This is a genomic window from Microbacterium sp. NPDC096154 (assembly GCF_040302945.1).
In the GTDB taxonomy this organism is placed as follows: domain Bacteria; phylum Actinomycetota; class Actinomycetes; order Actinomycetales; family Microbacteriaceae; genus Microbacterium.
The window spans coordinates 435,015-458,661 of the sequence record NZ_JBEOSM010000002.1 but is presented as its reverse complement, the minus strand read 5'-3'; the positions used below and the strand labels follow the sequence as shown (position 1 = coordinate 458,661).

22 protein-coding genes and 1 tRNA gene are annotated in these 23,647 nt (G+C 69.7%); 18 read left to right on the top strand and 5 right to left on the bottom strand.

Going from position 1 to position 23,647, the window contains the following annotated elements:
* Window positions 1-12 precede the first annotated feature (12 nt).
* The 10 genes from ABTW64_RS04705 to ABTW64_RS04660 all read left to right on the top strand — a co-directional run bounded on the left by ABTW64_RS04705 (window position 13) and on the right by ABTW64_RS04660 (window position 10,198).
* On the top strand, window positions 13-1,140 hold the full coding sequence (locus ABTW64_RS04705; protein ID WP_350619682.1) for an LLM class flavin-dependent oxidoreductase: 1,128 nt from the start codon (window positions 13-15) through the stop codon (window positions 1,138-1,140).
* Window positions 1,140-2,189 carry an oxidoreductase gene (locus ABTW64_RS04700; protein ID WP_350619680.1) on the top strand — a complete coding sequence of 350 codons (1,050 nt, stop codon included), beginning with the start codon at window positions 1,140-1,142 and terminating at the stop codon, window positions 2,187-2,189. The genes ABTW64_RS04705 and ABTW64_RS04700 overlap by 1 nt, the downstream gene beginning before the upstream one ends.
* Window positions 2,190-2,206: 17 nt before the next feature.
* Entirely contained in the window at window positions 2,207-2,740 is a 534-nt protein-coding gene (locus ABTW64_RS04695) for a flavin reductase family protein (protein WP_350619678.1), read from the top strand.
* Between the two features lie 24 nt (window positions 2,741-2,764).
* Window positions 2,765-4,030 (top strand): metal-dependent hydrolase family protein, encoded by a 1,266-nt coding sequence (locus ABTW64_RS04690; RefSeq protein WP_350619676.1) that lies wholly within the window; start codon window positions 2,765-2,767, stop codon window positions 4,028-4,030.
* A gap of 136 nt (window positions 4,031-4,166) precedes the next feature.
* Window positions 4,167-4,973 carry a substrate-binding periplasmic protein gene (locus ABTW64_RS04685; protein ID WP_350619674.1) on the top strand — a complete coding sequence of 269 codons (807 nt, stop codon included), beginning with the start codon at window positions 4,167-4,169 and terminating at the stop codon, window positions 4,971-4,973.
* Between the two features lie 84 nt (window positions 4,974-5,057).
* Window positions 5,058-5,723 carry an amino acid ABC transporter permease gene (locus ABTW64_RS04680; protein ID WP_350619672.1) on the top strand — a complete coding sequence of 222 codons (666 nt, stop codon included), beginning with the start codon at window positions 5,058-5,060 and terminating at the stop codon, window positions 5,721-5,723.
* A 7-nt stretch (window positions 5,724-5,730) separates the two neighbouring features.
* Window positions 5,731-6,576, top strand: a complete 846-nt coding sequence (locus ABTW64_RS04675) for an amino acid ABC transporter ATP-binding protein (protein WP_350619670.1) — start codon at window positions 5,731-5,733, stop codon at window positions 6,574-6,576.
* 46 nt (window positions 6,577-6,622) lie between these two features.
* Window positions 6,623-7,054, top strand: a complete 432-nt coding sequence (locus ABTW64_RS04670) for a cupin domain-containing protein (protein WP_350619668.1) — start codon at window positions 6,623-6,625, stop codon at window positions 7,052-7,054.
* A complete protein-coding gene (locus ABTW64_RS04665) occupies window positions 7,051-8,268 on the top strand; it encodes an MFS transporter (RefSeq protein WP_350619666.1) in 1,218 nt (405 codons plus the stop codon). The genes ABTW64_RS04670 and ABTW64_RS04665 overlap by 4 nt, the downstream gene beginning before the upstream one ends.
* 151 nt (window positions 8,269-8,419) lie before the next feature.
* The gene (locus ABTW64_RS04660; protein ID WP_350619664.1) at window positions 8,420-10,198 is read left to right on the top strand and encodes a cation:proton antiporter; all 1,779 of its coding nucleotides are present in this window, start codon (window positions 8,420-8,422) and stop codon (window positions 10,196-10,198) included.
* A gap of 158 nt (window positions 10,199-10,356) precedes the next feature.
* Here ABTW64_RS04660 and ABTW64_RS04655 read toward each other — a convergent pair whose 3' ends face one another.
* The 3 genes from ABTW64_RS04655 to ABTW64_RS04645 form a co-directional block, all read right to left on the bottom strand.
* Window positions 10,357-11,856 (bottom strand): dicarboxylate/amino acid:cation symporter, encoded by a 1,500-nt coding sequence (locus tag ABTW64_RS04655; RefSeq protein ID WP_350619662.1) that lies wholly within the window; start codon window positions 11,854-11,856, stop codon window positions 10,357-10,359.
* Window positions 11,857-12,086: 230 nt separating this feature from the next.
* Complete coding sequence (locus tag ABTW64_RS04650) at window positions 12,087-12,317, bottom strand: helix-turn-helix domain-containing protein (RefSeq protein WP_350619660.1); 231 nt, start codon at window positions 12,315-12,317, stop codon at window positions 12,087-12,089.
* Window positions 12,314-12,922 (bottom strand): hypothetical protein, encoded by a 609-nt coding sequence (locus ABTW64_RS04645; RefSeq protein WP_350619658.1) that lies wholly within the window; start codon window positions 12,920-12,922, stop codon window positions 12,314-12,316. Before ABTW64_RS04645 ends, ABTW64_RS04650 begins: the two co-directional genes overlap by 4 nt.
* 214 nt (window positions 12,923-13,136) lie before the next feature.
* Between ABTW64_RS04645 and ABTW64_RS04640 the strand changes: the two genes are divergently transcribed.
* From ABTW64_RS04640 to ABTW64_RS04615, 6 genes are all read left to right on the top strand, one after another.
* Window positions 13,137-15,659 (top strand): ATP-dependent Clp protease ATP-binding subunit, encoded by a 2,523-nt coding sequence (locus ABTW64_RS04640; RefSeq protein ID WP_350619656.1) that lies wholly within the window; start codon window positions 13,137-13,139, stop codon window positions 15,657-15,659.
* A 156-nt stretch (window positions 15,660-15,815) separates the two neighbouring features.
* Entirely contained in the window at window positions 15,816-16,331 is a 516-nt protein-coding gene (locus ABTW64_RS04635; RefSeq protein WP_350619654.1) for an amino-acid N-acetyltransferase, read from the top strand.
* 86 nt (window positions 16,332-16,417) lie between these two features.
* The gene (locus ABTW64_RS04630; protein WP_350619652.1) at window positions 16,418-17,083 is read left to right on the top strand and encodes a hypothetical protein; all 666 of its coding nucleotides are present in this window, start codon (window positions 16,418-16,420) and stop codon (window positions 17,081-17,083) included.
* A 119-nt stretch (window positions 17,084-17,202) separates the two neighbouring features.
* Window positions 17,203-17,502, top strand: coding sequence for a DUF7882 family protein (locus ABTW64_RS04625; protein WP_350619650.1), 300 nt, complete (start codon window positions 17,203-17,205; stop codon window positions 17,500-17,502).
* Between the two features lie 148 nt (window positions 17,503-17,650).
* Window positions 17,651-18,532 carry a manganese catalase gene (locus ABTW64_RS04620; RefSeq protein WP_350619649.1) on the top strand — a complete coding sequence of 294 codons (882 nt, stop codon included), beginning with the start codon at window positions 17,651-17,653 and terminating at the stop codon, window positions 18,530-18,532.
* 250 nt (window positions 18,533-18,782) lie between these two features.
* Entirely contained in the window at window positions 18,783-19,196 is a 414-nt protein-coding gene (locus ABTW64_RS04615) for a dehydrogenase (RefSeq protein ID WP_350619648.1), read from the top strand.
* Window positions 19,197-19,328: 132 nt separating this feature from the next.
* On the opposite strand, the gene radA is transcribed toward ABTW64_RS04615, so the two are convergent.
* Both radA and ABTW64_RS04605 read right to left on the bottom strand, forming a co-directional pair.
* Window positions 19,329-20,687 (bottom strand): DNA repair protein RadA, encoded by a 1,359-nt coding sequence (gene radA / locus ABTW64_RS04610; RefSeq protein WP_350619646.1) that lies wholly within the window; start codon window positions 20,685-20,687, stop codon window positions 19,329-19,331.
* 184 nt (window positions 20,688-20,871) lie between these two features.
* Window positions 20,872-21,825: an L-lactate dehydrogenase gene (locus ABTW64_RS04605; RefSeq protein ID WP_350619644.1), complete on the bottom strand. Its 954-nt coding sequence runs from the start codon at window positions 21,823-21,825 to the stop codon at window positions 20,872-20,874.
* An 83-nt stretch (window positions 21,826-21,908) separates the two neighbouring features.
* Between ABTW64_RS04605 and ABTW64_RS04600 the strand changes: the two genes are divergently transcribed.
* Both ABTW64_RS04600 and ABTW64_RS04595 read left to right on the top strand, forming a co-directional pair.
* Window positions 21,909-21,999, top strand: a tRNA-Ser gene (locus tag ABTW64_RS04600).
* Window positions 22,000-22,205: 206 nt separating this feature from the next.
* On the top strand, window positions 22,206-23,582 hold the full coding sequence (locus ABTW64_RS04595; protein WP_350619642.1) for a hypothetical protein: 1,377 nt from the start codon (window positions 22,206-22,208) through the stop codon (window positions 23,580-23,582).
* Window positions 23,583-23,647: the final 65 nt, after the last annotated feature.

Here is a 23,647-nt window from a genome sequence, read left to right as displayed (position 1 = left end):
GGAGGCGCGAAAATGAAGTTCTGGACCAGCTACCCCTTCTTCTTCCCGGACATCAACCGTCCGTACGGCGAACTGCTCGCCGAACTGAAGGACATCGCCCAGGCGGCCGATGAGCTCGGCTTCGAGGGAATCTCCTTCCCCGAGCACCACTTCTTCAACTACATCGCGAACCCGTCGGCGTTGCAGTGCGCGACCTTCGTGGCGCAGAACACGAAGCGACTGCGGGTGCACACCGGCGTGCTGGTGCTGCCCTACTACCACCCGCTCGCCCTGGCGGAGGAGGTCGCCATGGTCGACCACATCACGGGCGGCCGGCTCGAGGTGGGCGTCGCACGCGGTGCGAACAAGTACGAGTTCGACCGCCTCGGTATCGACTTCTCCAAGGCCCGCGAGATGTACGAGGAGTCCCTCGACATCATGAAGCGCGCGTGGACGGAGACCGACATCGTGGGCGAGGGCGAGTTCTGGCAGTTCCCCGAGGTCACGATCATCCCCAAGACCCTGCAGCAACCGCACCCGAAGATCTGGGTGTCGTCGCAGAGCGAGCGCGGGATGCGAGCCGCCGCGAAGGCCGGCCACAACGTCGTCACGAGCCCGAACCTCGGCACGTTCGCCCCGCATGGCGACCTTGAGAAGATGCTCGGCTGGTACAACGAGTCGTCGGCGGAGTCGCCGACGGGTCGTGGCGAGGTCATGGTGCTGCGCCGTGTGTTCCTCAACGAGGATGAGGGACGCGCGCTCGAGCACGTGCAGGACTTCTACAAGCACTGGTCGTACTACATGTCGCAGTACGCGGCGCAGCCGGACAACGAGGCGCACCGTCTCGGCGACCGCGCCGACAACGAGGCGATTGAGGTCAAGGCGGGATCGATCACTCCCGTGCGCTACGACATCCCCCTCGACGACATCTACAACGACTACGACGACCCGATCATCACGACGCCGGATCGCGCGATCGAGCGGTTCAAGTACTACGAGTCGCTTGGCGTGGACGCCGTCATGACCATGAGCGCCACGGGCGGCAAGGTCGACGACGTCATCGGCACGATGGAGGTCATGGCGAAGCACGTGTTCCCCGAGTTCGGGATCACGCCGGGCGGCGAGGACGCCGGCGTCAGCGGCGAGGAAGCAGCCGCGTGATGCCCGGGGTCGACGTGCACACCAGTCTCGAGCCGACGACGGTCGCCGGTGTCGAGCTGCGCAACCGCATCATGATGTCGCCCATGTGCCAGCACCGGGCCAACGGCGACGGCAAGCCGAACGACTGGCACATCGTGCACTACGGCGCCCGCGCCGTCGGCCGTGTCGGGCTGATCATGCTCGAGGACACGGCCGTCACGCCCGACAGCCGCCTCGGGCACGGCGCCCTCGGTCTATACGACGATGACCAGATCGCCCCGTTCGCTCGCGTGATCGACTTCTGCCATGCCGCAGGCGCTCGCGTCGGCGTGCAGATCAACCACGCTGGGCGCAAGTCGTTCCTCGTGGACGGCGCCCAGGCCGACCAGCCGATCGTCGCGCCCAGTGCGATCCCGTTCAACGAAGACGCGGCGGTGCCGCGCGCCATGGAGATCGACGAGATTCCAACGGTCGTCGAGGCGTTCGTCGCCGCTGCGCGGCGCGGGGTCGAGGCCGGCGCGGACTTCGTGGAGATCCACGGGGCTCACGGCTACCTGCTGCACGAGTTCCTATCGCCTGTCGCGAACCTCCGCGACGACGCATACGGCGGATCTCTGCTCAATCGGGCGCGCCTGCTTCTGGAGGTCGTGGAGGCGGTGCGCAAGGCGGTCGACGACGTGCCGATCTCGGTGCGCATCTCGGCGACGGATCTCGTGCCGGGTGGCAACGAGCTGGCGGAGGCGGAGATCGTCGCAGGCCTGCTTCGGCAGCAGCAGATCTCACTGCTCGATGTCTCCTCGGGCGGGCTCGTCGCCGCGCTGATCGGCGCCCACAGCGCGGAGCAGCCGGCTCTCGCCGGCGCCCTGCGGCGGGCGACCGGGCTGCCGACAGTCGCCGTCGGCGGCATCTCCACGATCGAGGACGCCGACCGCGTGCTCGGCGACGGCACGGCCGACATCGTCGGCGTAGGGCGTGCCCTGCTGCGCAACCCGTTCTGGGTGCGCGAGCTCGAGGGATCCTCGGTGGGCATCCGGCCCGAGCCGGGCGAGACGTACCGCGGAATGGAGTGAGAGGAATGGAATCGATCATGACCGCCGAGGCGCCGCACACGTCCGGAGCACGGCTCGCGTTCCCGGAGCTGTTCGGCCGCTATCCCGCGACCGTCTGCATCGTGACGACGATCGACGCCGACGGCACTCCGCGCGGGTCGACCTGCACCGCTGTGACGTCGCTGACCGCCGACCCCCCGACGCTGCTGGTCTCGTTCATGGCCGACTCGAACACGCTGCGCAGCGTGCGCAGCGCCAGTTCGTTCGCCGTGAACGTGATGGGCCGAGGGGGCGAGCAGACGATGCGCGCACTGGCGTCGAAGGCGGTCGACAAGTTCGACGCAGTCGACTGGGTGGTGCCGGAGGAATCGGTCAGCGGTGCGCCGCTGTTCAAGCGCGGCGTGCTCGCCTATGCGGACTGCACGGTGCACAGCGAGACCGAGATTGAGGATCACGTGCTGGTCGTCGGTCGCATCGAGGGCATCCACGAGGGCGACGCCTCGGAGGCGCTGCTGTACGCCGACCGTCGCACCTGGTATCTGTCCGCCGAACCGCGCACGGCCGCGGCCTGACATCGCGACGTGGAACGAGGCGACATGCAGGCGGTCATCAGAGACGCGCGAGTGTGGACCCCGGGGGCCGAGCCGGTCGAGGGCCACGACGTCGTCATCCGCGACGGCCTGATCCACGCGGTCGTGCCGACGGCGGATCGCGTCGCGGAGCCCGGGGAGACCGTGACCGAGGCCGCCGGCCGCACGGTCATCCCGGGGCTCATCGACGCGCACGTGCACCTGACCACGCCGTCGGAGCAGCGTCGGCCGGTGCCCAACGCGCTGTTCCGCACCAACGCGCTGCCGGCCGAGAAAGCGCTCCACGGCTATCGGAACGCCCTGAAGGCCCTTGCTGCGGGTTTCACCACCCTGCGGGTCATCGGGCACCGGGACGCGGGCGAGATCGAACTGCGCGACCTCATCGAACGGAGATCGTTCGTGGGGCCGCGTCTCAAGGTCGCGCCGTGGTGGATCTCGATGACGGGCGGGCACGGCGACCTCTTCTACATGAAGGGGATGACCCGTGATCCGCTGGACACAGCGGACGGCCCTGACCAGGTGCGCAGGCTGGTGCGGGTGCAGGCTGCGCGCGGCGCCGACTTCATCAAGGTGATGGCCAGTGGCGGCGTGATGTCGGCGGGCGACAAGCCCGAGTGGCCCAACTACACGGTCGAAGAGATCGCGGCGATCGTCGATGAGGCGCACTCGTTCGGGATCCCTGTCACGGCGCATGCGCACTCGCGCGAGGGCATCCGACGATCGCTGGACGCCGGTGTCGACAGCATCGAGCACGGTACCGGCCTAGACGCCGAACTGCGGTCGCAGATGGTGGAGCAGGGCACGTTCCTCGTGCCCACGCTGCTTATCGGTGCCGAGGTCGCCGACGCCGGCCCCGACTCGGTCGTGCCCGAGGACCACCGCGCCGGCATGGCCGATGTCGCCCGCGCTCAGCTCGAGCAGGTCGCCGAGGCCGTGGCCGACGGCGTGCGCATCGCGTGCGGCACGGACACCAGCGGCAATGTCTGCCCATTCGGACGACACGCGCGCGAACTCGAGCTCTACGTCGCGGCGGGCATGTCGCACGTGCAGGCGCTCGAGACGGCGACCTCGCACGCCGCCGAGCTGCTCGGCCTGGCCGGGCGAACAGGCTGCGTCACCCCGGGCGCGCCCGCGGATCTCCTCGTCGTGGACGGCGATCCCGTGTCCGACGTGACCATCCTGAGGGACCGGGCCCGTCTCCGGAACGTGATCGTCGGCGGCGTGGACGTCACCGCCTTCCTCGACGCGGTCACGGACGCGATGCCCGCCTGACCGGCGAGCCCCGTAACACAGGTGTAATCCGCACGCCGGAACATCCTCAGCACACCAGCATTCCCGCACACAAGAACACCCCCAGCGAGCCCCATCCCCCGCCGAAGCTCCACATCACCAGAAATGTGAGACAGCCATGAAGCTCTCCCGCAGCATCCTCGCCACCGCCGGATCCCTGACCCTTCTCGGTTCGCTCGTCGCCTGCGCCTCGCCCCAGAGCAGTGCGGCCGAAGGAGCACAGGACCTCCCCGCAGCCCTCGCCGACGGCAAGCTCACCTTCGGGTGGGCTGCTCTCTCGGGCTACTCGGCGCTCAACGCCACTACGGGCGAGGTGGACGGCTTCTATATCGACGTGGCCAGGCGCATGGCCGAAGACCTCGGCGTCGAGCTGGAGCTCGTGGAGGACAGCTGGCCGACGATCGTGCTGGGTCTGTCGACCGGCAAGTACGAGATCACGTTCGCGGGCCGCACCCCGGAGCGGGAGGAGCAGGCCGACTTCACCGAGAACACCATCTCGGCCGACTTCACCTTCGTCACGAAGGGCGACGCGAGCTTCGAGGGCCTCGAGGACCTGGACGTCGCCGGCAACACGATCACCGTGACGTCCGGATCCAACACGGACGAGGCGCTGACGCCCCTCGTGAAGAACGCCGAGATCCTGCGCGTGCGGGACGTGGGCGGCGCGATCCTGGCCGTGCAGAACGGCAGCGCCGACGCGATGGCGGGCGTGCGCGACTACCTGATCGCGTCGATCGCCGAGTACCCCGAGCTGCAGGTGCTCGAGAGCCAGTGGGGCGAGTCGCTGCAGGGCCTGCTGGTCGACAAGGGGCAGGAGGACCTGCTCGTGGCGATGAACGACGAGATCGCCGCCTTGAAGGAGGAAGGCGTCTTCGCCGACCTCCTCGAGGAGAACAAGCTCGTCGGCGTCGAGGTCGCCGAGTGATCGCGTGCCTCGAGTGGGCGGCAGCCAGGCGCGCACCGGAGGCCGACTCGCTCCCCAACCCCCGCGTGGAAAGGTGCTGCAACCTTGTATGACTTCGATTGGTCGATCATCTGGGAGTACGGCGGCTTCGTGGCCTCCGGGATCCCGACGACCCTGCTCGTGGCGGTGGGCGCCATCGCTCTCGGCATGCTGGCCGGCGTACCGCTCGGCATGCTCATGGTGCGCTCCTGGGCGCCCATCCGCTGGCTCATCTCGGCGTACGTCGAGGTGTTCCGCAATACGCCCGTGCTCGTGCAGGTCGTGTGGTTCTACTACGTTCTGCCGATCCTGACCGGCAACAACGTCCCCGGCATCCAGGCGGGCATCATCGCGATCGGCCTCAATGCGAGCGCCTATCTCGCGGACATCGTGCGTGGCGGAATCGTCGGCATGCCCGCCGGGCAGTTCGAAGCCGCGCGATCTCTCGGCATGTCGCACGGCCAGACCATGACCAAGGTGATCCTGCCGCAGACGTGGCGTCGCATGGTCGCGCCGTTCTCCAACATGTTCGTCGTCATCATCAAAGAGACCGCGCTGGTGTCCTACATCGGCGTGCTCGACGTGCTGCACCGCGGCGACGTCGTTCAGGTGCAGACCTTCAAGCCGCTCGAGGCGTACACCCTCGTCGCGGTCTTCTACTTCCTGCTCGTCACCGCGAGCACCATGCTCATGAAGCTCGTCGAGAAGCGATGGAGTCCCGCCGTTGAATAAGCCCACCGTGACCGCTCCCACCACCGACCCGCCGGTCGCCGCCGCGCCGGACGCCGCACCGACCACCGAGAGGAGCCCCGCCATGCCCGCCATGATCGAGCTCGAAGACGTCCACGTGCGGTTCGGCGACGTGCATGCGCTGCGTGGTGTCAGCGTCTCCATCGCGCCGCGTGAGGTCGTCGCGCTCATCGGGCCCAGCGGCTCCGGCAAGTCGACGCTGCTGCGCACCGTGAACCTGCTGGCTCCCGTGAGCGAGGGGCGGATCACCATCAACGGCGACGTCTGCAGCGATGTGGACACGGCCGGCAAGCAGCGTGCCGGGTTCTCCGAGAAGGCGACGAACTCGCATCGCGAGCAGGTCGGGATGGTGTTCCAGCACTACAACCTGTTCCCGCACCTCACCGCGCTTCGCAACGTGACCCTGGCACCCACCACCGTGCTGCGCGTGCCCGAGAAGGAGGCGCGCGAGAAGGCGATGAGCCTGCTCGAACGCGTGGGCCTCGCCGACAAGGCCGACGCGCTGCCCAGGCAGTTGTCGGGCGGGCAGAAGCAGCGCGTCGCGATCGCCCGCGCGCTCGCGATGAACCCCAAGGCCATGCTCTTCGACGAGGCGACCGCCGCACTCGATCCCGAGATGGTGGGCGAGGTCATCGAGGTGATGCGCCAGCTCGCCGACGAGAACATGACGATGATCGTCGCGACGCACGAGATGGACTTCGCCCTCGACGTGGCCGATCGCGTGATCTTCATGGACCAGGGTCGGATCGTCGAGGTAGGCAGCGCCCAGGAGGTGCTGCGCAGCCCTCGAGAGCCTCGCACGCAGGCCTTCCTGCGCCGACTCAACCGCGCCTGAGCCAGGGGCCGGCCGTTCAGCCCGCACAGACAGGAGAGAACACCTCATGGACGCTGCCATCCTCGACAGGCATCCACTCGTCGTCCACGCGACGCCAGACAACTGGCGCACGATCGGCCAGGGGCCGGTCGACGACGACGCGGGCGTCGATCCCCGCGACGAGGGGGCGATCCAGGGCCTCATCTCGCAGGCATCGGTCGGCGCCGGAGACCTCTCGTTCGGCCTCGGGCGGTTTCAGCCGGGCGAGTACCACCTGCGCCACCAGCACCCGCACGGCAGCGAGTGGTACTACTTCGTCGGGGGCACGTGCATCGTGTACCTGGACGACGACGCGATCCGCGTCGGGCCCGGCAGTGCGGTGTACATCCCGCCGGGCACGATCCATGCCGTGAAGAACGACAGCGACGGCGTCGTCGAGATGCTGTGGGGCGTCTCGGCCGGCGATTACGGCGCCCTCGCCCTCGTCTACGACGAGTGATCGCCGCCTCGCCGGCTCCCGCGTGGATCCGGCGGGCGGTCGCCGCGAGCATCGTGGGCTACGTGATGTTCGCGGCGACCATACCGTCGCCGCTCTACGCCCTCTACGGCGAGTCATGGCATTACTCGTCGAGCGTCGGATCGTTGCTGTTCGCCGGATACGCATTCGGTGCCTGCATCGCCCTGCCGCTCTCAGCGCCACTGTCCGACAGGATCGGACGCACACCGATCCTGCTGACCGGTCTCGGAGTCTCCGTGGCCGGCGCGGGCCTCTTCGTGATCGGCGACTCTCCGGCGCCGGTCTTCGTGGCGCGCCTGCTGCAGGGAATCGGTGGCGCTGTGCTGATCAGCAGCGGCACCGCCGCGCTGATCGACGCGGATGACGCGCAGCACCCGCGCGCGGCGACGCTCAGCACGGTCGCGAGCGCGGCGGGGATCGCGCTCGGCGCAGCGGTGTCCGCCGCGCTCGCCGCCGCCTTCGCATGGCCGCTCGCGGCGAGCGGGGTGCTGCTGGTGGGGGTGGTCGTCCTCCTGGCGATCGCGGTGACGGTCGTGCGCTCGTCTCGTGCCGAGCCGCAGGTGAGGGGCGGGGCGCCGCACGCGTCGTCGCTGCGCATCGCCCCCGCGGCCCGTCGCCGCTTCATGGTGTCGGCGCTGGGGGTCACCGCAGCCTGGGCGGCGGCCGGGATGACCCTCGCTCTGGGCCCGCGCCTCGCGGGCGACCTCTGGGGCGGCCCCACGCCCCTTGCCGGTGCCGTGCTGCTGGCCCTCTTCGCGGCGGCCAGCGCGTTCGTGCAGCTGGCGAGGCGCGGGGGCGACGGCACGGGCGAGCTCGCGATCGCGGGCGTCGCGCTCTTCATGGGAGCGGGCGCGCTCGCCGCAGCGGCGTTGCTCGGCCAGGGTCTGCTGCTCGTCGTCGCCGGTATCGCGATGGGGTGCGGCTGGGGTGCGGGCAACGCCGGGGCGCTGCGGTTCCTGGAGCCCGCGATTCCACTCGACCGGCGCGCGGGCATGCTCTCCGCGTTCTTCCTGGTCGCTTACCTCGCCATCTCGCTGCCGACGATCGCGACGGGCGGCCTGACCGACCTCGTCGGGGTCCGCTCGTCGTGCACGGTGCTGGCCGGTGCGACCGCCGTGCTGGCGGGGGCCGTCGCCGTGGCGATGCGCCGCATGCGTCCCGAGCGGGATGGCGTCGCGCGAGACGGCGCCGAGTGAGAGGCCGGATGCGCGCCGCGCCCTTCCCTCGGGCGGCGATGTCAGTGCCGCGCCGCCGGTCGCTTGTCGAGGCGCTCGAGGTGCAGCGCCGCGCCGCACGCGGCATCCGCCCCGCGACTGCGCGTCGGTGCGCCCGGTTAGCCTGGCAGCCATGAACCCCGAGATCTTCTACGTGCTGGTCGGCGCGCTCGCGGTGGGGGCGTTCGCCCGGTGGCGGGGATGGCCCGCGCCGCTCGTGATCACGGTGGCGGCGGCATTGCTCTCGCTCATCCCGGCGATCCCGACGCTCGACATCGACGGGCACCTGCTGCTGAACCTCACCCTGCCGCCGCTGCTGTACTCCGCCGCGCTGGAGGTCTCGTTCGTCGGGTTCCGGCGCAGCATGCCGCACATCCGGCGCCTCGGGGTGGGCCTGGTGCTGTTCACGGCCCTCGCGGTCGGCCTGGTGGCGTGGTGGATCATGCCCGAGCTCACGCTCGCCGGCGGCCTGCTGCTGGGCGCGATCGTGGGGCCGCCTGACGCCGTCTCGGCCGCCGCGGTGGGGCGCAAGCTGGGCCTGCCGCGCCGCGTGATGACCGTCCTGTCGGGCGAGAGCCTGATCAACGACGCGACGTCGCTGACCCTCGTGCGGGTGTTCGCCGCGATCGTCGCCGGCGCCACCGTCACGGTGTGGGACGGGATCTGGGCGTTCGCCGTGGCCGTGGTGGTGGGGGTCGCCGTGGGACTCGCCTTCGGCATGGTGCTGCACTTCCTGCGCACGCGATTCGACGACCCGGTCGTGGTCAGCACCGCGGGTCTGCTGGTGCCGTTCGGCGCGTACGCCATCGCGGAGCACATCGGCGGATCGGGCGTGCTCGCGGTGGTCGCGATGGGGCTGCACGTCGGCTATCACGCGCCGCGCACGAACTACACGACCCGGCAGCAGGAGCGCCCGCTGTGGCTGTCGGTCGACTTCCTGCTCGAGAGCTTCGTGTTCGCGTACATCGGCCTCCAGCTGCCGCGCGTGCTGCGCGAGCTCGGCACCGAGAGCGCGGGGGTGACGATCGCGCTCGCGCTGGCGGTGTTCGCGGTGGTGCTGCTGATGCGCCCGCTGTTCGTCTACGGCAGCTACGCGTGGGGCCGCATGTGGCAGGGCATGAAGATCATGCGCTGGAAGCACGCGCTCGAGGCGTTCCGAGCGAATCCGGATGACCCGCGGGCGGCCGCGTTCCGCAAGCGCCGCGCGGCGCTCGAGCGCCGCGGAATCGAGGTGACCGAGCGCAGCCTGCGCCAGCGCATGCTCGAGCCTGTGCTGTCGGTGCAGGAGCGTGCCGTGGTGTCGTGGGCCGGCATGCGCGGCGTCGTGACGCTCGCGATGGCGGCGGCGCTGCCCGACCTCACGGGCGAGGCGATGCCCGAGTCCCACGTGCAGAAGCTCGTGGTGGTGGCGTTCGTGGTCACGGTCGGCACCCTGCTGCTGCAGGGCCTCACGCTCGCGCCGCTCATCAAGCGGCTCGGCGTGGGTGCGTCCGACGAGCACACCGCCGACGCGCGGCAGATCCGCGCGATGCAGGCGCGCAGCCAGGAGGTCGGCAAGGCGTATCTGCGCGCCAAGCGGGCCGAATGGAAGGAGCGTTTCGGCCCCGACGGAGCCGACATGTTCGACCGGATGGCGCAGTCGCTGCTGCGCGTGGAGCGCGACACGGATCGCGCCGGTCAGGTGATGGAGCAGAGCGACGGCGTCCCCCTCGCCGACGCGGCGCGCCCCGGCTACGACGACCTGACGGAGCTGTCGAAGGGGTGGCTGGCGGCGCGCCGCGCGATGCTGATCGAGGAGCGCGACCGCGGCAACCTGGGCGAAGAGGTGATGCGCGAGCTGATGGCTGCGATCGACGCCGAGGAGCTCGCGGTCGACGCCCGCGGCGCGGTGCGCGACGCCGGCCGCGCCTGACCCGGCCGCGCCTGACCCGACCCCGGCTCCGCCCCCGACCCCGGCACGCCCCGACCCCGGCCCGCCCCGACCCCGGCCCGCGCCGACCACGGCACGCGAGAGGGGCGCCCATCCGGTGCAGGATGAGCGCCCCTCTGTGGCAGGCGACCAGCGGGCCGTCAGGCCTTCGCGTCCTCCTTGTCGCCGTCCGCGACCGGGGTCACGCGGTCCGCGACGGCATCGGCGACCGGCGTGGTCTCTCCGACCCGCTCGGCGTCGCCCTCGCGCTGCGCGGCGGTGGCCGCCTCGCGCTCGGCCTCCTCCTCGTCGGAGTCGTCGAGGAACGGCAGGCCGAGGCGGGGAGCGTCGTACAGCTCGCGGTCGAGGATACCTTCGCGCTTCGCGACCAGCGTGGGCACGAGCGCCTGGCCGGCGACGTTCACGGCGGTGCGGCCGAGGTCGATGATCGGGTCGATCGCCAGCAGCAGGCCGACGCCCTCCAGCGGCAGGCCGAGGGTCGACAGGGTGAGCGTGAGCATCACGGTGGCGCCCGTCGTGCCGGCGGTGGCGGCCGAGCCGACGACCGAGACGACGACGATCAGCACGTACTGGATGAACGACAGCTCGATGCCGAAGAACTGCGCCACGAAGATGGCCGCGATGGCGGGGTACACCGAGGCGCAGCCGTCCATCTTGGTCGTCGCCCCGAACGGCACCGCGAACGACGCGTACTCGCGAGGCACGCCGAGGCTGCGCTCGGTCACGCGCTGCGTCAGGGGCAGGGTGCCGAGCGACGAACGGCTGACGAAGCCCAGCTGGATGGCCGGCCACGCGCCCGTGAAGAACTGCTTGATCGACAGGCCGTGCGCCTTCGCCAGCAGCGGGTACACGACGAACAGCACCAGGGCGAGGCCGATGTAGTTTGCCAGCGCGAACCATGCGAGCGAGGTCAGCTTCTCCCAGCCGTACTCGACGACCGCGTTGCCGATCAGGCCGGCGGTGCCGATGGGGGCGATCCGGATGATCCACCACACGACGCGCTGGATGACCTTCAGCAGCGACTCGGTGAACGCCAGGAAAGGCTCGGCCTTGCGGCCGGCGCGCAGCGCGGCGATGCCGACCACGATCGACACGACGATGATCTGCAGGATGTTGAAGTTCACGCTCGAGCTGTAGACGCCGTCCGCGGGCGAGCTGGTCGACACGGCGAGCCCCAGGAAGTTCTGCGGCACCAGGCCGGTCAGGAAGTCCCACCACGAGCCGACGCGGCTGGGCTCGGCGGTCTCGAGGCCCTCGCCGTCGCGGGCGCCGGGCTGCAGGGCGAGGGCGAGCGCGATGCCGATGCTCACCGAGATGAACGCCGTGATCGCGAACCACAGCAGGGTCTGCCCTGCGAGGCGCGCGGCGTTCTGCACGCGGCGCAGGTTCGAGATGCTCGCGACGATTGCCGTGAAGACGAGCGGCACGACCGCCGCCCGCAGCAGCGTGACGTACGAGCTGCCGATGGTGTCGAGCGTGGCGGCGAGGCTGTTGGGCGTCTCGTCGGCGTTCGGTCCGATCGCTCGCGCGATCAGGCCGAGCACGATGCCGACGATGAGCGCCGCGACGATCTGGAAGCCGAACGAGGCGTAGAAGGGGCGCTTCCTGACGGCCCGCTTCGCTGTGGTGGTGGTGCTCATGGGTTCTCCTGGCAGGCGGGCCCGTCCCGCGCATCCCTCACACGGTAGTGAAAGGCCGAGGCGCGATCGCTGCGTGTGACGCGAGATGACGTCGGCCCTCGCTCTGCGCGACTCGCTCACATCGATCGATCTCGCCTGTCTCATGCACGGTTCGGCGAGGGCGGGGGGCCGGATCGAGGGCCCGCGGCCGCACTTCGTCGCCGGGCGCTGACACGTGTCGCCGGGTGGGCTCAGTCGGCGCGCACCAGCACGTCGCCGATCTCGCAGTCGAGCGCCCGGCAGATCGCGATGAGCGTCGAGAACCGGATGGCCTTGGCCCGGTCGTTTTTGAGGATCGACAGGTTCACGATGCTCACCCCCACCAGCTCGCTCAGCCGAGTGAGCGTCATCCCGCGCTCCACGAGGAGCTCATCCAGCCGGCAGTGCACTCCGGTCGGCTCGTCGTCGTCGGCCGGGGTCACACGAGCCCCTCGGTGTCGCGCTGCAGGCGCTCGCCCACACCGAACGCCGTGCCGACCGCGGCGAGCGTGAGCACGATCGCGACGGGCGTGAGGTCGGTGGCGAACAGCACGTTGTCGTACGAACGGTCGCTCACCGCGGCGAACGTGCCGTTGACGCCCATCGTGCGGAAGAGGCCGCCGCCGGCCCAGGCCACGATGATCGCGACGGTGCCGAGCATCAGCAGGCGCGTGTTCGCGCGGCTGAACGCGATGCCGCGGGCGAGGTTGACGCACAGCAGCGCCAGACAGGCGAGCGCGCCGAGGATGCCGGTCGCGCCGACGATGGCCTCGAGCACGAGTGACGCGGTCGTGATCGGAGCGAGGTCGCTCGCCGGGATCACGGCTTCGTTCACGGTGACCATGACGTCGGCGCCGTCCGGACCGATCGGCAGTGCCGCGCGCTCGCCGCGGAAGGGCGCCAGCACCGGTATTTGTCGAGCGGTGAGCACTTCGATGACCCGCTGAACGGCGGCGACGACCACGCAGATCGCGGCGATGGTCGCCACGATCGCAGTGAACCAGATTGCGGTGCGGTCGCCGCGGTCGATGCCCTGCTGTCGTTCCATGTGTCCCCCTCGGTGGCAGTGCGCGAACAACGACTAACGATAACAACGACTTTCGTTAAGTCAACGACTTTCGTTAAGTCGACCGCCGTGACGCCGGGTGGTCGCTATGCCCACGGCGAACACGGGGCCGCGGCGGTCGCCCGCTGGCTACCGTGGAATCACGGCGCGGCCCAGGTGTGGGTCGACGTCGCCGGCCTCGCCTAGGAGGAGTGAGATGTTCGAGAGATTCACCGACCGTGCCCGTCGTGTGGTCGTCCTCGCCCAGGAAGAGGCGAAGATGCTCAACCACAACTACATCGGCACCGAGCACATCCTGCTCGGCCTGATCCACGAGGGCGAGGGCGTCGCCGCGAAGGCGCTCGAGTCGCTCGGCATCTCCCTCGACGCCGTACGCGAGCAGGTGCAGGACATCATCGGCCAGGGTCAGCAGCAGCCGACGGGGCACATCCCCTTCACGCCGCGCGCGAAGAAGGTGCTCGAGCTGTCGCTGCGTGAGGCGCTGCAGCTCGGCCACAACTACATCGGCACCGAGCACATCCTGCTCGGCCTCATCCGCGAGGGCGAGGGCGTCGCGGCCCAGGTGCTGGTCAAGCTCGGCGCCGACCTCAACAAGGTGCGCCAGCAGGTCATCCAGCTGCTCTCGGGCTACCAGGGCAAGGAGCCCGTGGGCGTCAACGCCGGCGCGCAGCAGGAGAGCGACGGCGCCGCCAAGGGCGGCTCGCAGGTGCTCGACCAGTTCGGCCGCAACCTCACGCAGGCCGCTCGTGACAACAAGCTCGACCCGGTCATCGGGCGCGAGAAGGAGATCGAGCGCGTCATGCAGATCCTGTCGCGCCGCACCAAGAACAACCCGGTGCTGATCGGCGAGCCCGGTGTCGGCAAGACGGCCGTCATCGAGGGACTAGCGCAGGCGATCGTCAAGGGCGACGTGCCCGAGACGCTGAAGGACAAGCAGCTGTACTCGCTCGACCTCGGCTCGCTGATCGCCGGATCGCGCTACCGCGGTGACTTCGAGGAGCGCCTCAAGAAGGTGACCAAGGAGATCCGCACGCGCGGCGACATCATCATCTTCATCGACGAGATCCACACGCTGGTGGGTGCGGGTGCGGCCGAGGGCGCGATCGACGCGGCCTCGATCCTCAAGCCGATGCTCGCCCGCGGTGAGCTGCAGACCATCGGCGCCACGACGCTCGACGAGTACCGCAAGCACTTCGAGAAGGATGCCGCGCTCGTGCGGCGCTTCCAGTCGGTCAACGTCGCCGAGCCGTCGCTGCCGCACGCCATCAACATCCTGAAGGGGCTGCGCGACCGCTACGAGGCGCACCACAAGGTGCAGATCACGGATGGCGCCATCGTCGCCGCCGCGAACCTCTCCGACCGCTACGTGAGCGACCGGTTCCTGCCCGACAAGGCCATCGACCTGCTCGACGAGGCCGGCGCCCGCCTGCGCCTGTCGATCCTGTCGTCGCCGCCCGAGCTGCGCGAGTTCGACGACAAGATCGCCCAGGTGCGCGAGGCGAAGGAGATCGCCAGCGAGGAGCAGGACTTCGAGAAGGCCGCTGCCCTGCGCGACGAGGAGAAGTCGCTGCTCGCCGAGCGCCTGCGCCTCGAGAAGCAGTGGCGCTCGGGCGACGCCGGGGCGACCGCCACGGTCGACGAGGGCCTGATCGCCGAGGTGCTGGCCCAGGCCACGGGCATCCCGGTATTCAAGCTCACCGAGGAGGAGACCAGCCGCCTCGTCTTCATGGAGAAGGCGCTGCACCAGCGCGTCATCGGCCAGGAGGAGGCGATCGCCGCCCTGTCCAAGACGATCCGCCGTCAGCGTGCGGGCCTCAAGGACCCGAAGCGCCCCTCGGGCTCGTTCATCTTCGCCGGCCCCACGGGCGTCGGAAAGACCGAGCTCGCCAAGGCGCTCGCCGAGTTCCTGTTCGACGACGAGGGCGCGCTGATCTCGCTCGACATGTCGGAGTTCGGCGAGAAGCACACCGTCTCGCGGCTGTTCGGAGCCCCTCCCGGGTTCGTCGGCTTCGAGGAGGGCGGCCAGCTCACCGAGAAGGTGCGCCGCAAGCCGTTCTCGGTCGTGCTGTTCGATGAGATCGAGAAGGCGCACCCCGACATCTTCAACTCGCTGCTGCAGATCCTCGAGGAGGGTCGTCTGACCGACGGTCAGGGCCGCGTGGTCGACTTCAAGAACACCGTGATCATCATGACGACGAACCTCGGCTCGTCGGCGATCGCCGGTGGCCCGGTCGGCTTCCAGGTCGAGGGCGACACGACCACGACGTACGAGCGGATGAAGGGCAAGGTCGACGAAGAGCTCAAGCGCCACTTCAAGCCCGAGTTCCTCAACCGCGTGGACGACATCATCGTGTTCCCGCAGCTGTCGAAGCCCGAGCTGGTGCAGATCGTCGACCTGTTCACCAAGCGCCTGAACGACCGCCTGCTCGACCGCGACATGACGATCGAGCTGTCGCAGGCCGCCAAGGAGCGCCTGATCGAGATCGGCTTCGACCCCGCGCTGGGCGCCCGCCCGCTGCGCCGGGCCATGCAGCACGAGGTCGAGGACCGTCTGTCGGAGCGCATCCTGAACGGTCAGCTCGAGTCGGGCCACCACATCAAGGTGGACGTCGAGGACGGACGCTTCGTGTTCGAGAACGCGCCTCGCGGCGAGAAGGTCGCGGTCGGCGTGAACACCGGCGGCGCGATCTCGGCGACGCCCGACATCGCGGCGAGCTGACGCCGACTCGATCCCGATCCGACGGGGCGGGTGCCTGTGGGCATCCGCCCCGTCGGCGTCTCCGGCCCGCGAGCGGCGGCGCGGGTGCGTCAGCGGCGGCGGGGCGGTCGCCCGGTACCCGCCAACGTCCCAGGGGGAGCGCCGTAGGCTGGGGGGATGACCGAGACGCCGGGAGCCCCGTTCGTCGTGCGCCCGGCCCGTGCGGCCGACATGGTGCGCATCCACCAGATGCTGCAGCCGTATGTCGAGAAGCGCATCCTGCTCGGCAAGGACCTCGTCGTGCTGTACGAGGCGACGCAGGAGTTCCTCGTGGCCGAGGCCGACGGCGAGGTCATCGGGTGCGGTGCGCTGCATGTCATGTGGGAAGACCTCGGCGAGGTGCGCACCCTGATGGTCGACAGCGGATGGCTGCGCCGGGGAGTGGGGCGGGCGATCGTTGAGGGCCTCGAGCGGCAGGCGCGGGAGCTGGGTCTGTCTCGCCTGTTCTGCCTGACGTTCGAGGTGGAGTTCTTCACCCGGCGCGGCTTCGCCCCCATCGGCGAGCAGATCGTGGATCAGGATGTCTACGCCCAGCTGGTGCGCAGCCGTGACGAGGGCATCGCCGAGTTCCTCGATCTCGCGCACGTGAAGCCCAACACGCTCGGCAACACCCGCATGCTGAAGCTGCTGTAGGCGGCACCGGCGGTCGCCGAGGCGTCCCATCGCCGACCGCCCGCGTCGGAACCGATCGTTCAGCGACGCGCGCCTACGCTGGATGCGTGGGATCCGAGCCGCGCCGTCGACACTCGCCCGCCGTGTACCGGCGGCGCCGTATCGCCGTGCTGCTGCTCGCCCTGCTGGTGACCGCGGGCATCGTGTGGCTCGTGATCGCGCAGCCGTGGCGGGGCCTGGCGGAGATGCTCGCGCAGCCCGAGCCTGCGCAGACCGCCGCGGCACCGGTCGTCACGCCCGTGCCGTCGAGCCCGGCCCCGACGCCCACACCGAGCCCCACGCCCAGCTCGACCGAGCCGCCCACGCCGCAGCCCTGCGATCCGGAGGTGATCGACCTCGAGCCGGTGGTCTATGGCGAGATCTTCGAGACCAAGCCGGTGCAGCTCGGCATGCGCCTGACGAACACCGGGCCCGTGCCGTGCACGATGGACGTCGGCACGTCGAAGCAGGAGTTCGTGATCACGAGCGGCAGCGACCGCTGGTGGCGCTCGACCGACTGCCAGAGCGAGCCGAGCGACATGGTGGTGACGTTGGCGGCGGGGCAGACGGTCGAGAGCGCCGAGCCGCTGGTGTGGGACCGCACCCGATCGGATGTCGGAACCTGCGCCAGCGAGAACCGGCCTCGCGCACCCGGCGGTGACGCGTCGTACCGCCTCACCGTGCGCATCGGCGACATCAAGTCGGACGGCGACGTGCGCTTCTTCCTGCGCTGACGTCATCCTGTCCGAGCGCTGGGCGCATCCTGCGAGGACATGCATGCCTCTTGACGGAGGGCGAGGCGATACGCAAAACGGGTCTGGAAAACCGGCGCCGTCCCTCCTACCGTGGACCTATGGGCACGCTGTACTACGGTTCCCTCAGCACTCCGATCGAGATCGAGGATCGCGCGCTGGCGCACGTCAAGGCCGTGATCGTGGCGAAGCTGCGGCGCGACGAGGCCTTCACGCTGTCGCTGCAGCACGAGGACGGCAGCGGCCGCAGCACGGTGTGGCTCAGTTCGTCGATCCCCCTGCGGTTCACGTTCGAGGAGTCGGAGCGTCCCGAGCTCAACCCGGCGTGGCTGGAGCAGCTGTCGGAGTCGGCGAATCTGCTCGGCGGCATCACTCTCGTCCCCGAGCACGCGACGCCCTGATCCAGCGGGCGCGGTTCCCCGGCCGCGCGGCGAATTGTGTCATCTCCCCCCGGGTCAGGGAAGCCCGTGTTCGGAGCGCCTCGTGCGCGCGTTCACTGGATGTCCAACCACCCAGTGATCGCCCCTCGGGGCAAGAGGAGAGACACGCATGTTCTTCCACAGGCAGGAACTCCAGCACACGGTCAAGCCCGACGCGCCCGACGCGGTCTACGCGCGGAAGCTGCAGGAGGTGCTGGGCGGCCAGTACGGCGAGATCACGATCGCCATGCAGTACCAGTTCCAGGCATGGAACATGCACATCCCCGGCAAGTACCGCGACCTCATGTTCGGCATCGGAGCCGAGGAGATGGGTCACGTCGAGATGCTCGCCATCATGATCGCGCAGCTGCTCGAGAAGTCGCCGCTCGGCATCACTGACGAGGCCGTGCAGGCAGACCCCGTGGTCGCAGCCGTGGTCGGCGGCACGGATGTGCAGCACGCGATCGTCGCGGGTGCCGGCGCCCGTCCGGTCGACAGCAACGGCAACCCCTGGCAGGGCAGCTACATCACGGCGAGCGGCAACCTGTTGGCCGACTTCACGGCCAACGCCAACGGCGAGATGCAGGGCCGGCTGCAGGCGGCTCGGCTCTATCACATGACGGATGACTCGGGTGTGCGTGACCTGCTGGCGTTCCTGATCGCGCGCGACACGATGCACCAGAACCAGTGGCTCGCGGCGATCGAGGAGCTCAAGGAGTCGGGTGCCGAGACGCTTCCCGTGCCGAGCAATTTCCCGCAGTCGAAGGAGCACGGCGAGGTCGCGTACCAGTACCTGAACTTCAGCGACGGCGCGGCGGCCGCCGAAGGCGCGTGGGCGAGCGGCCCGACCCCGGACGGCAAGGGCGAGTTCACATACCACGACGGGCCCACCACGAGTGCGCCGATGCCTGGGCCGACGCATCCGGACTCGCGCTTCTACGGCACCACCGAGCTGCCGAACTTCGTGGAGAAGGCGGCGGGCGCGGTGCAGGACAAGCTCCACAAGGAGTGAGTCGTCGGGGATTCCCCGCACACGGAGAAGGCCCGGAGCATCGCTCCGGGCCTTGTCACGTCGTCCCGCGCAGGCCCCCAGGGTGCTGAGCACCAAACCTGCTTTTGAGAGTGCGGTGATCCACCAGTCCCCACCGATGCCGCACCCGAACGGGCATGACAAGAGTATCAATCGGCCTCGGGCGAACCTGACAGAATGCTTGATCCCCGCTGGCCGAAGTCTTAGATCTGCGTAGCCGTAGTCTGAACACATGGCGTCCCGCAAGCGAACGAAGAAGACCCCCGACGTCGAGTTCCGCTCAGAGGCCCTGGCGCAGGCGCTGGAGCGGCAGGATATGGCGGCGGTCGCCCTGGCGCTGCGCAACGGCAACACGGTGGTGCCCCTGCTGAAGCCCGGTAAGCGCGACGATCCGCTCGACGGCGGCGAGGTGTGGACGTACCGCGATCCCGAGAGCGGGCAGGTCGCTCTGCTGCTGTTCAGCGACGCGAAGAACAAGCCCGAGAACCTGCCGCCGGGCATCGGTCTGTATTCGCCGGCCTGGCTGCGGTCGTTCCTCTCGAAGCACCGCGACACGATCACGACGGTGTTCCTCGACATCGCCGGGCCGCACCCGATGCAGGCGTCGCCGGCCGACCTGCTGCACGCTCTGGATCTGGGGGAGTGAGCCGGTTACCGTGAGGCCATGGGCATGCTTCTCGCGGTCGTCTGCCTGGCGGGGCTGCTGATCCCCGTCGTCCTCGTGGCGTTGCCGAGCCAGCGCCGCCGTATGCGCCGCCGCTAGAGCCGCGGCGGGCCGTCAGAACTGCGGCACGTCCTCGAGCGCGAGCGGCTTGCTCTGGGCGCGCACGTCGTCGAGGGCCGCGCGCAGCTTGGCCGATCGGTCGTCGATCACGCGCGTGTAGCCGAGGCGAGCGGCCTCGCTGCGGCGCTGTGGGGCCTGCGTGACGGGACGAACCTCACCTGCGAGGCTGAGCTCGCCGACCGCCGCGATGTCGCGCGGAACGGCCCAGTGGCGTACCGATCCGGCGACGGCCACGGCGATCGCGAGGTCGGCCGCGGGTTCGGTGAACTTCACGCCGCCGACCGTCGAGACGTAGACGTCGAGGTCGCTGGTCTTGATGCCCGCGCGCCGCTCGAGCACCGCAAGCACCATCGCGACGCGCGACGAGTCGACGCCGTGGACGATGCGGCGGGGGTTCGGTGCGCTGCTCGGGATGGTGAGCGCCTGCACTTCGACCGGCATCGCGCGCCGCCCTTCCAGGGCGATGGCCACGCACGTGCCGGGCTCGGGCGTGCCCTGTGAGAGGAACAGCCCGCTCGGGTCGGGCACCTCGGCGATGCCGTCGCCCGTCATCTCGAAGCAGCCGACCTCATCGGTGGGACCGAAGCGGTTCTTGAGCGCACGCACGAAACGCAGCGCGGTCTGCCGGTCGCCCTCGAACTGGCAGACCACGTCGACCAGGTGCTCGAGCAGGCGCGGGCCTGCTACCTGGCCGTCCTTCGTCACGTGACCCACCAGGATGATCGGGAGCCCGCGATCCTTCGCGACCCGGATGAGCGTCGACGCGACCTCGCGCACCTGGCCGGGCATACCGGCGGCGCCATCGGAGAGCGACGACGACACGGTCTGCACCGAGTCGACGATCACGAGCTGCGGCTCGACCGAGTCGATCTGGCCGAGCACGGTGGCGAGGTCGGTCTCGCTTGCCAGGAACAGCTCGTCGTGCAGCGCGCCGGTGCGCTCGGCGCGCATGCGCACCTGGGTGGGCGACTCCTCGGCGCTGATGTAGAGCACCCGGCGGCCCTCGGCGGCCGAGCGGGCGGCGACCTCGAGCAGCAGGGTCGACTTGCCGACCCCCGGCTCCCCCGACAGCAGGATGGCCGCGCCGGGCACGATGCCCCCGCCCAGCACGCGGTCGAACTCGGCCACGCCGCTCGCGCGCCGCGGCGCCTCGGAGGTGTCGACCTGCGTGATCGGACGCGCGGCCGACGTGGGGATCATCGGGTCGAGGCGGCGCGTGATGCCGGTCTGCTCGGCCGCCTCGACGACCGTGCCCCACTGCTGGCACTCGCCGCAACGGCCCACCCACTTGGCGGCCGTCCATCCGCACTCCGTGCACTTGTACGGGGCGGTGGTGGGTCGCTTGCTGGCCATGCCGTCCAGCGTAGGCGGGGCCTCGGACATCCGTTCGAGGCCGCGCGGCGGCCGGGGGCGCCGGCGCTCGCCGTGCCCCGGCTTCATCCGCGGATCCCCGCTTCGCAGGAGCCAATGGGCGGATGCGCTCCGGAGTTCGCGAGATCTCCGGAGTTCGCGACGTCGGCGGCCGGGTCGGGTGCGGTCAGTCTTCCCGCACCTGGGCGGCGGTCGCCTTGGTGGTCTCCGCCGAGGCGTGCAGAAGCCCGAGCTCCTCATCCGAGAACCGGGTCTCGTGGATCGGGAACGCGCCCGACGAGCCGACGATCGAGGGCACCGACAGGGCGACATCCGACAGCCCGTGGAAGTCGGTCAGCACGGTCGAGACCGGCAGCACCGCCCGCTCGTCGCGCAGCACGGCCTCGGCGATGCGCATGGCCGACAGGCCGATGGCGTAGTTCGTGGCGCCCTTGCCCTCGATCACCTTGTACGCCGCCGTGCGCACCTCGTGCGCCACCTGGTCGAGCTCCCCGCGGGTGAGCGCGCCGCCGTCGCGCTTCCAGTCGAGAAGCGGCACGGGGCCGATCGCGGCGCTCGACCACAGGGGGAACTCGGTGTCGCCGTGCTCGCCCACGATGTGCGCGTGCACCGACCGCGCCGCGACGCCCGCCAGCTCGGCGAGACGCCAGCGCAGGCGGGAGGTGTCGAGCACCGTGCCGGAGGCGAACACCCGCTCGGGCGGCAGGCCCGTCTGCTCCTGTGCCAGCAGCGTCAGCACGTCGCACGGGTTCGACACGATCACGAACACGGCGTGCGGAGAGGCCTCCACCAGCTGCGGGATCATCGAGCGGAAGATGCGGGCATTCGTGCCGACGAGCTCGAGGCGCGTCTGCCCGGGCCGCTGCGCGGCGCCGGCCGTGACGATCACGACATGTGACCCCTCGGTCACGGCGATGTCAGCGGATCCGGTGATCTCGCTCGAACCCGTGAAGAGCGACCCGTGGGCCAGATCGAGCGCCTCGGCTTCGACCTTCGCGGCGTTGATGTCGTAGAGGGCGACCTTGCGGGCGGAGCCGCGGATGAGGGAGGCATATGCGGTGGCGGCGCCGACCGATCCAGCGCCGACGACGGTGATCTTCGCGTTCTCGATGACGGCCATGCGGCCATCCTGACAGCGGATGTCCAGCAGCGGGAGGGCCTCACGATTTGGCGGCCCGATGAACCTCCCGTAAACTCGATCCCGGTGACGTGTCCGAGCGGCCGAAGGTGCAACTCTCGAAAAGTTGTGTAGGGTAACCCCCTACCGTGGGTTCAAATCCCACCGTCACCGCCATCCGAAACCCCCGCAGAACCCTGGGAAACACAGGGATCGCGGGGGTTTCGCCATGTGTGCGACCGGTGCGTGTTCGTGCCGGGCCATAGCAATGGCTTCAGGCGGGCCACGCGGTCTGCGGGGCCGCACGACGCGTATGTCCTTCCCACCCGGTACGGTCTGCGGTAGGCGAAGGGGTGAAGGGCATCCATCGCCGGAGGAGTGAGATGGGCAGCGAGATCGAGCTGGTGAGCGACGGCGATGGTCTCGCCGTCCTCGGCGACGAGTCCGACATCCAACGGTTCTTTCTCTCGACCGGACTCGAGCGCGTGCCAACTCGTGAGCTCGACCTGCAGCGGCTCCGCTCCATCGCGCACACAGCGGGCGCTGCGGCCGGCGTCGGGGCGGAGGTCGCGGCGAACTCCGGTCGTTGGGTGAAGCTGACGGCCGAGTCGGCGGAGGCCATCCGAAAGTACGGGCTGATGCCGACCAAGACGCCGGGCGTCAGCCACGCCATGGTCGGAAATCCCGGTGACATCAAGCAGTGGGTGCAGATCGCACAGGCGCCCACCATGCTTCTCGCCGGCCCGTTCGCCCTCACTGCTCTGTCGACGATGATGCAGCAGCGCGCGATGCAGGAGCAGATGGACAGCATCGTCGAGTACTTGCAAGAGATCGATGAGAAGCTCGACGACGTCCTCCGCGCGCAGAAGGACTCCGTGCTCGCCGACATGATCGGTGTCGACCTCGTCGTCGAAGAGGCGCTCACCATCCGCGAGCAGGTCGGACGCGTATCCGAGGTCACATGGTCGAAGGCGCAGGCGACAGGCATGACCATCGCGCGCACCCAGGCATACGCGCTGCGCCAGCTCGATGCCATTGCTGAGAAGCTCGAGAAGAAGGCTGATCTCGGTGATGTAGCCAAGGCGACCAAGAGGGCCGAGCCACGCGTCCGGGAGTGGCTCGCCGTCATCGCCCGCACCTTCCAGCTGCAGGACGGCATCGCCGTTCTGGAGCTCGACCGTGTGCTCGACGCGTCGCCCGAGGACCTGGAGAGTCACCGGCTCGGGCTCCGCGCCGCTCGCCAGAACCGACTCGACCTCATCGGTCGCAGCACCGAACGTCTCCTCGCGCAGATGGACGCCACCGTCCAGCGCGCTAACGCCAAGGTGCTCCTCAACCCATTCGATTCCCCGGCCGCGGTGACGTCGAGCAACCGGGTAGCGCTCGGCATCCTCGACTTCCGCGGGCGTCTCGGCATCGAGTCGGGACACGAGTCGAAGGATGCTCGCCGCTGGGGGCGGGCGGCCGTCGAGGTCGGCGAGAGGATGATCGCTTCGGCATCTGAGGGTGCCACCGCGGCTGCGCGTCTCGGCACCTCCACGCTCGACCGTGCCACTGAGGCGTTCCGCGCCGTCGACATCGACGGCGACGGGATCCCGGATAAGCCACGCGCCGCGACCGCCGCCGAGGAAGCAGGCGCTGCTGTCAAGGGAGCCGCAGCTGGTGTCGCCGGTGCGCTCGGGACCCTCTTCGGGCGGAGGCGAGTCGACGGCGAGGGGCCGGAAGAACCCGGCGAGGAGAGTCGGCGCGACGAGCGCTGACCACCAAAACGCTTCCTCGCCGCCTGCGCTCTCAAGCGGCCTCGCCACGGTGCGCCCAGCGCGTA

What these genes read in the sequence shown, in the direction of transcription:
- ABTW64_RS04705 (WP_350619682.1), top strand. Translation starts at nt 13, where the DNA reads ATGAAGTTCTGGACCAGCTACCCCTTCTTCTTCCCGGACATCAACCGT.
- ABTW64_RS04700 (WP_350619680.1), top strand. Translation starts at nt 1,140, where the DNA reads ATGCCCGGGGTCGACGTGCACACCAGTCTCGAGCCGACGACGGTCGCC.
- ABTW64_RS04695 (WP_350619678.1), top strand. Translation starts at nt 2,207, where the DNA reads ATGACCGCCGAGGCGCCGCACACGTCCGGAGCACGGCTCGCGTTCCCG.
- ABTW64_RS04690 (WP_350619676.1), top strand. Translation starts at nt 2,765, where the DNA reads ATGCAGGCGGTCATCAGAGACGCGCGAGTGTGGACCCCGGGGGCCGAG.
- ABTW64_RS04685 (WP_350619674.1), top strand. Translation starts at nt 4,167, where the DNA reads ATGAAGCTCTCCCGCAGCATCCTCGCCACCGCCGGATCCCTGACCCTT.
- ABTW64_RS04670 (WP_350619668.1), top strand. Translation starts at nt 6,623, where the DNA reads ATGGACGCTGCCATCCTCGACAGGCATCCACTCGTCGTCCACGCGACG.
- ABTW64_RS04660 (WP_350619664.1), top strand. Translation starts at nt 8,420, where the DNA reads ATGAACCCCGAGATCTTCTACGTGCTGGTCGGCGCGCTCGCGGTGGGG.
- ABTW64_RS04655 (WP_350619662.1), bottom strand. Translation starts at nt 11,856, where the DNA reads ATGAGCACCACCACCACAGCGAAGCGGGCCGTCAGGAAGCGCCCCTTC.
- ABTW64_RS04645 (WP_350619658.1), bottom strand. Translation starts at nt 12,922, where the DNA reads ATGGAACGACAGCAGGGCATCGACCGCGGCGACCGCACCGCAATCTGG.
- ABTW64_RS04640 (WP_350619656.1), top strand. Translation starts at nt 13,137, where the DNA reads ATGTTCGAGAGATTCACCGACCGTGCCCGTCGTGTGGTCGTCCTCGCC.
- ABTW64_RS04635 (WP_350619654.1), top strand. Translation starts at nt 15,816, where the DNA reads ATGACCGAGACGCCGGGAGCCCCGTTCGTCGTGCGCCCGGCCCGTGCG.
- ABTW64_RS04625 (WP_350619650.1), top strand. Translation starts at nt 17,203, where the DNA reads ATGGGCACGCTGTACTACGGTTCCCTCAGCACTCCGATCGAGATCGAG.
- ABTW64_RS04620 (WP_350619649.1), top strand. Translation starts at nt 17,651, where the DNA reads ATGTTCTTCCACAGGCAGGAACTCCAGCACACGGTCAAGCCCGACGCG.
- ABTW64_RS04615 (WP_350619648.1), top strand. Translation starts at nt 18,783, where the DNA reads ATGGCGTCCCGCAAGCGAACGAAGAAGACCCCCGACGTCGAGTTCCGC.
- radA (WP_350619646.1), bottom strand. Translation starts at nt 20,687, where the DNA reads ATGGCCAGCAAGCGACCCACCACCGCCCCGTACAAGTGCACGGAGTGC.
- ABTW64_RS04605 (WP_350619644.1), bottom strand. Translation starts at nt 21,825, where the DNA reads ATGGCCGTCATCGAGAACGCGAAGATCACCGTCGTCGGCGCTGGATCG.
- ABTW64_RS04595 (WP_350619642.1), top strand. Translation starts at nt 22,206, where the DNA reads ATGGGCAGCGAGATCGAGCTGGTGAGCGACGGCGATGGTCTCGCCGTC.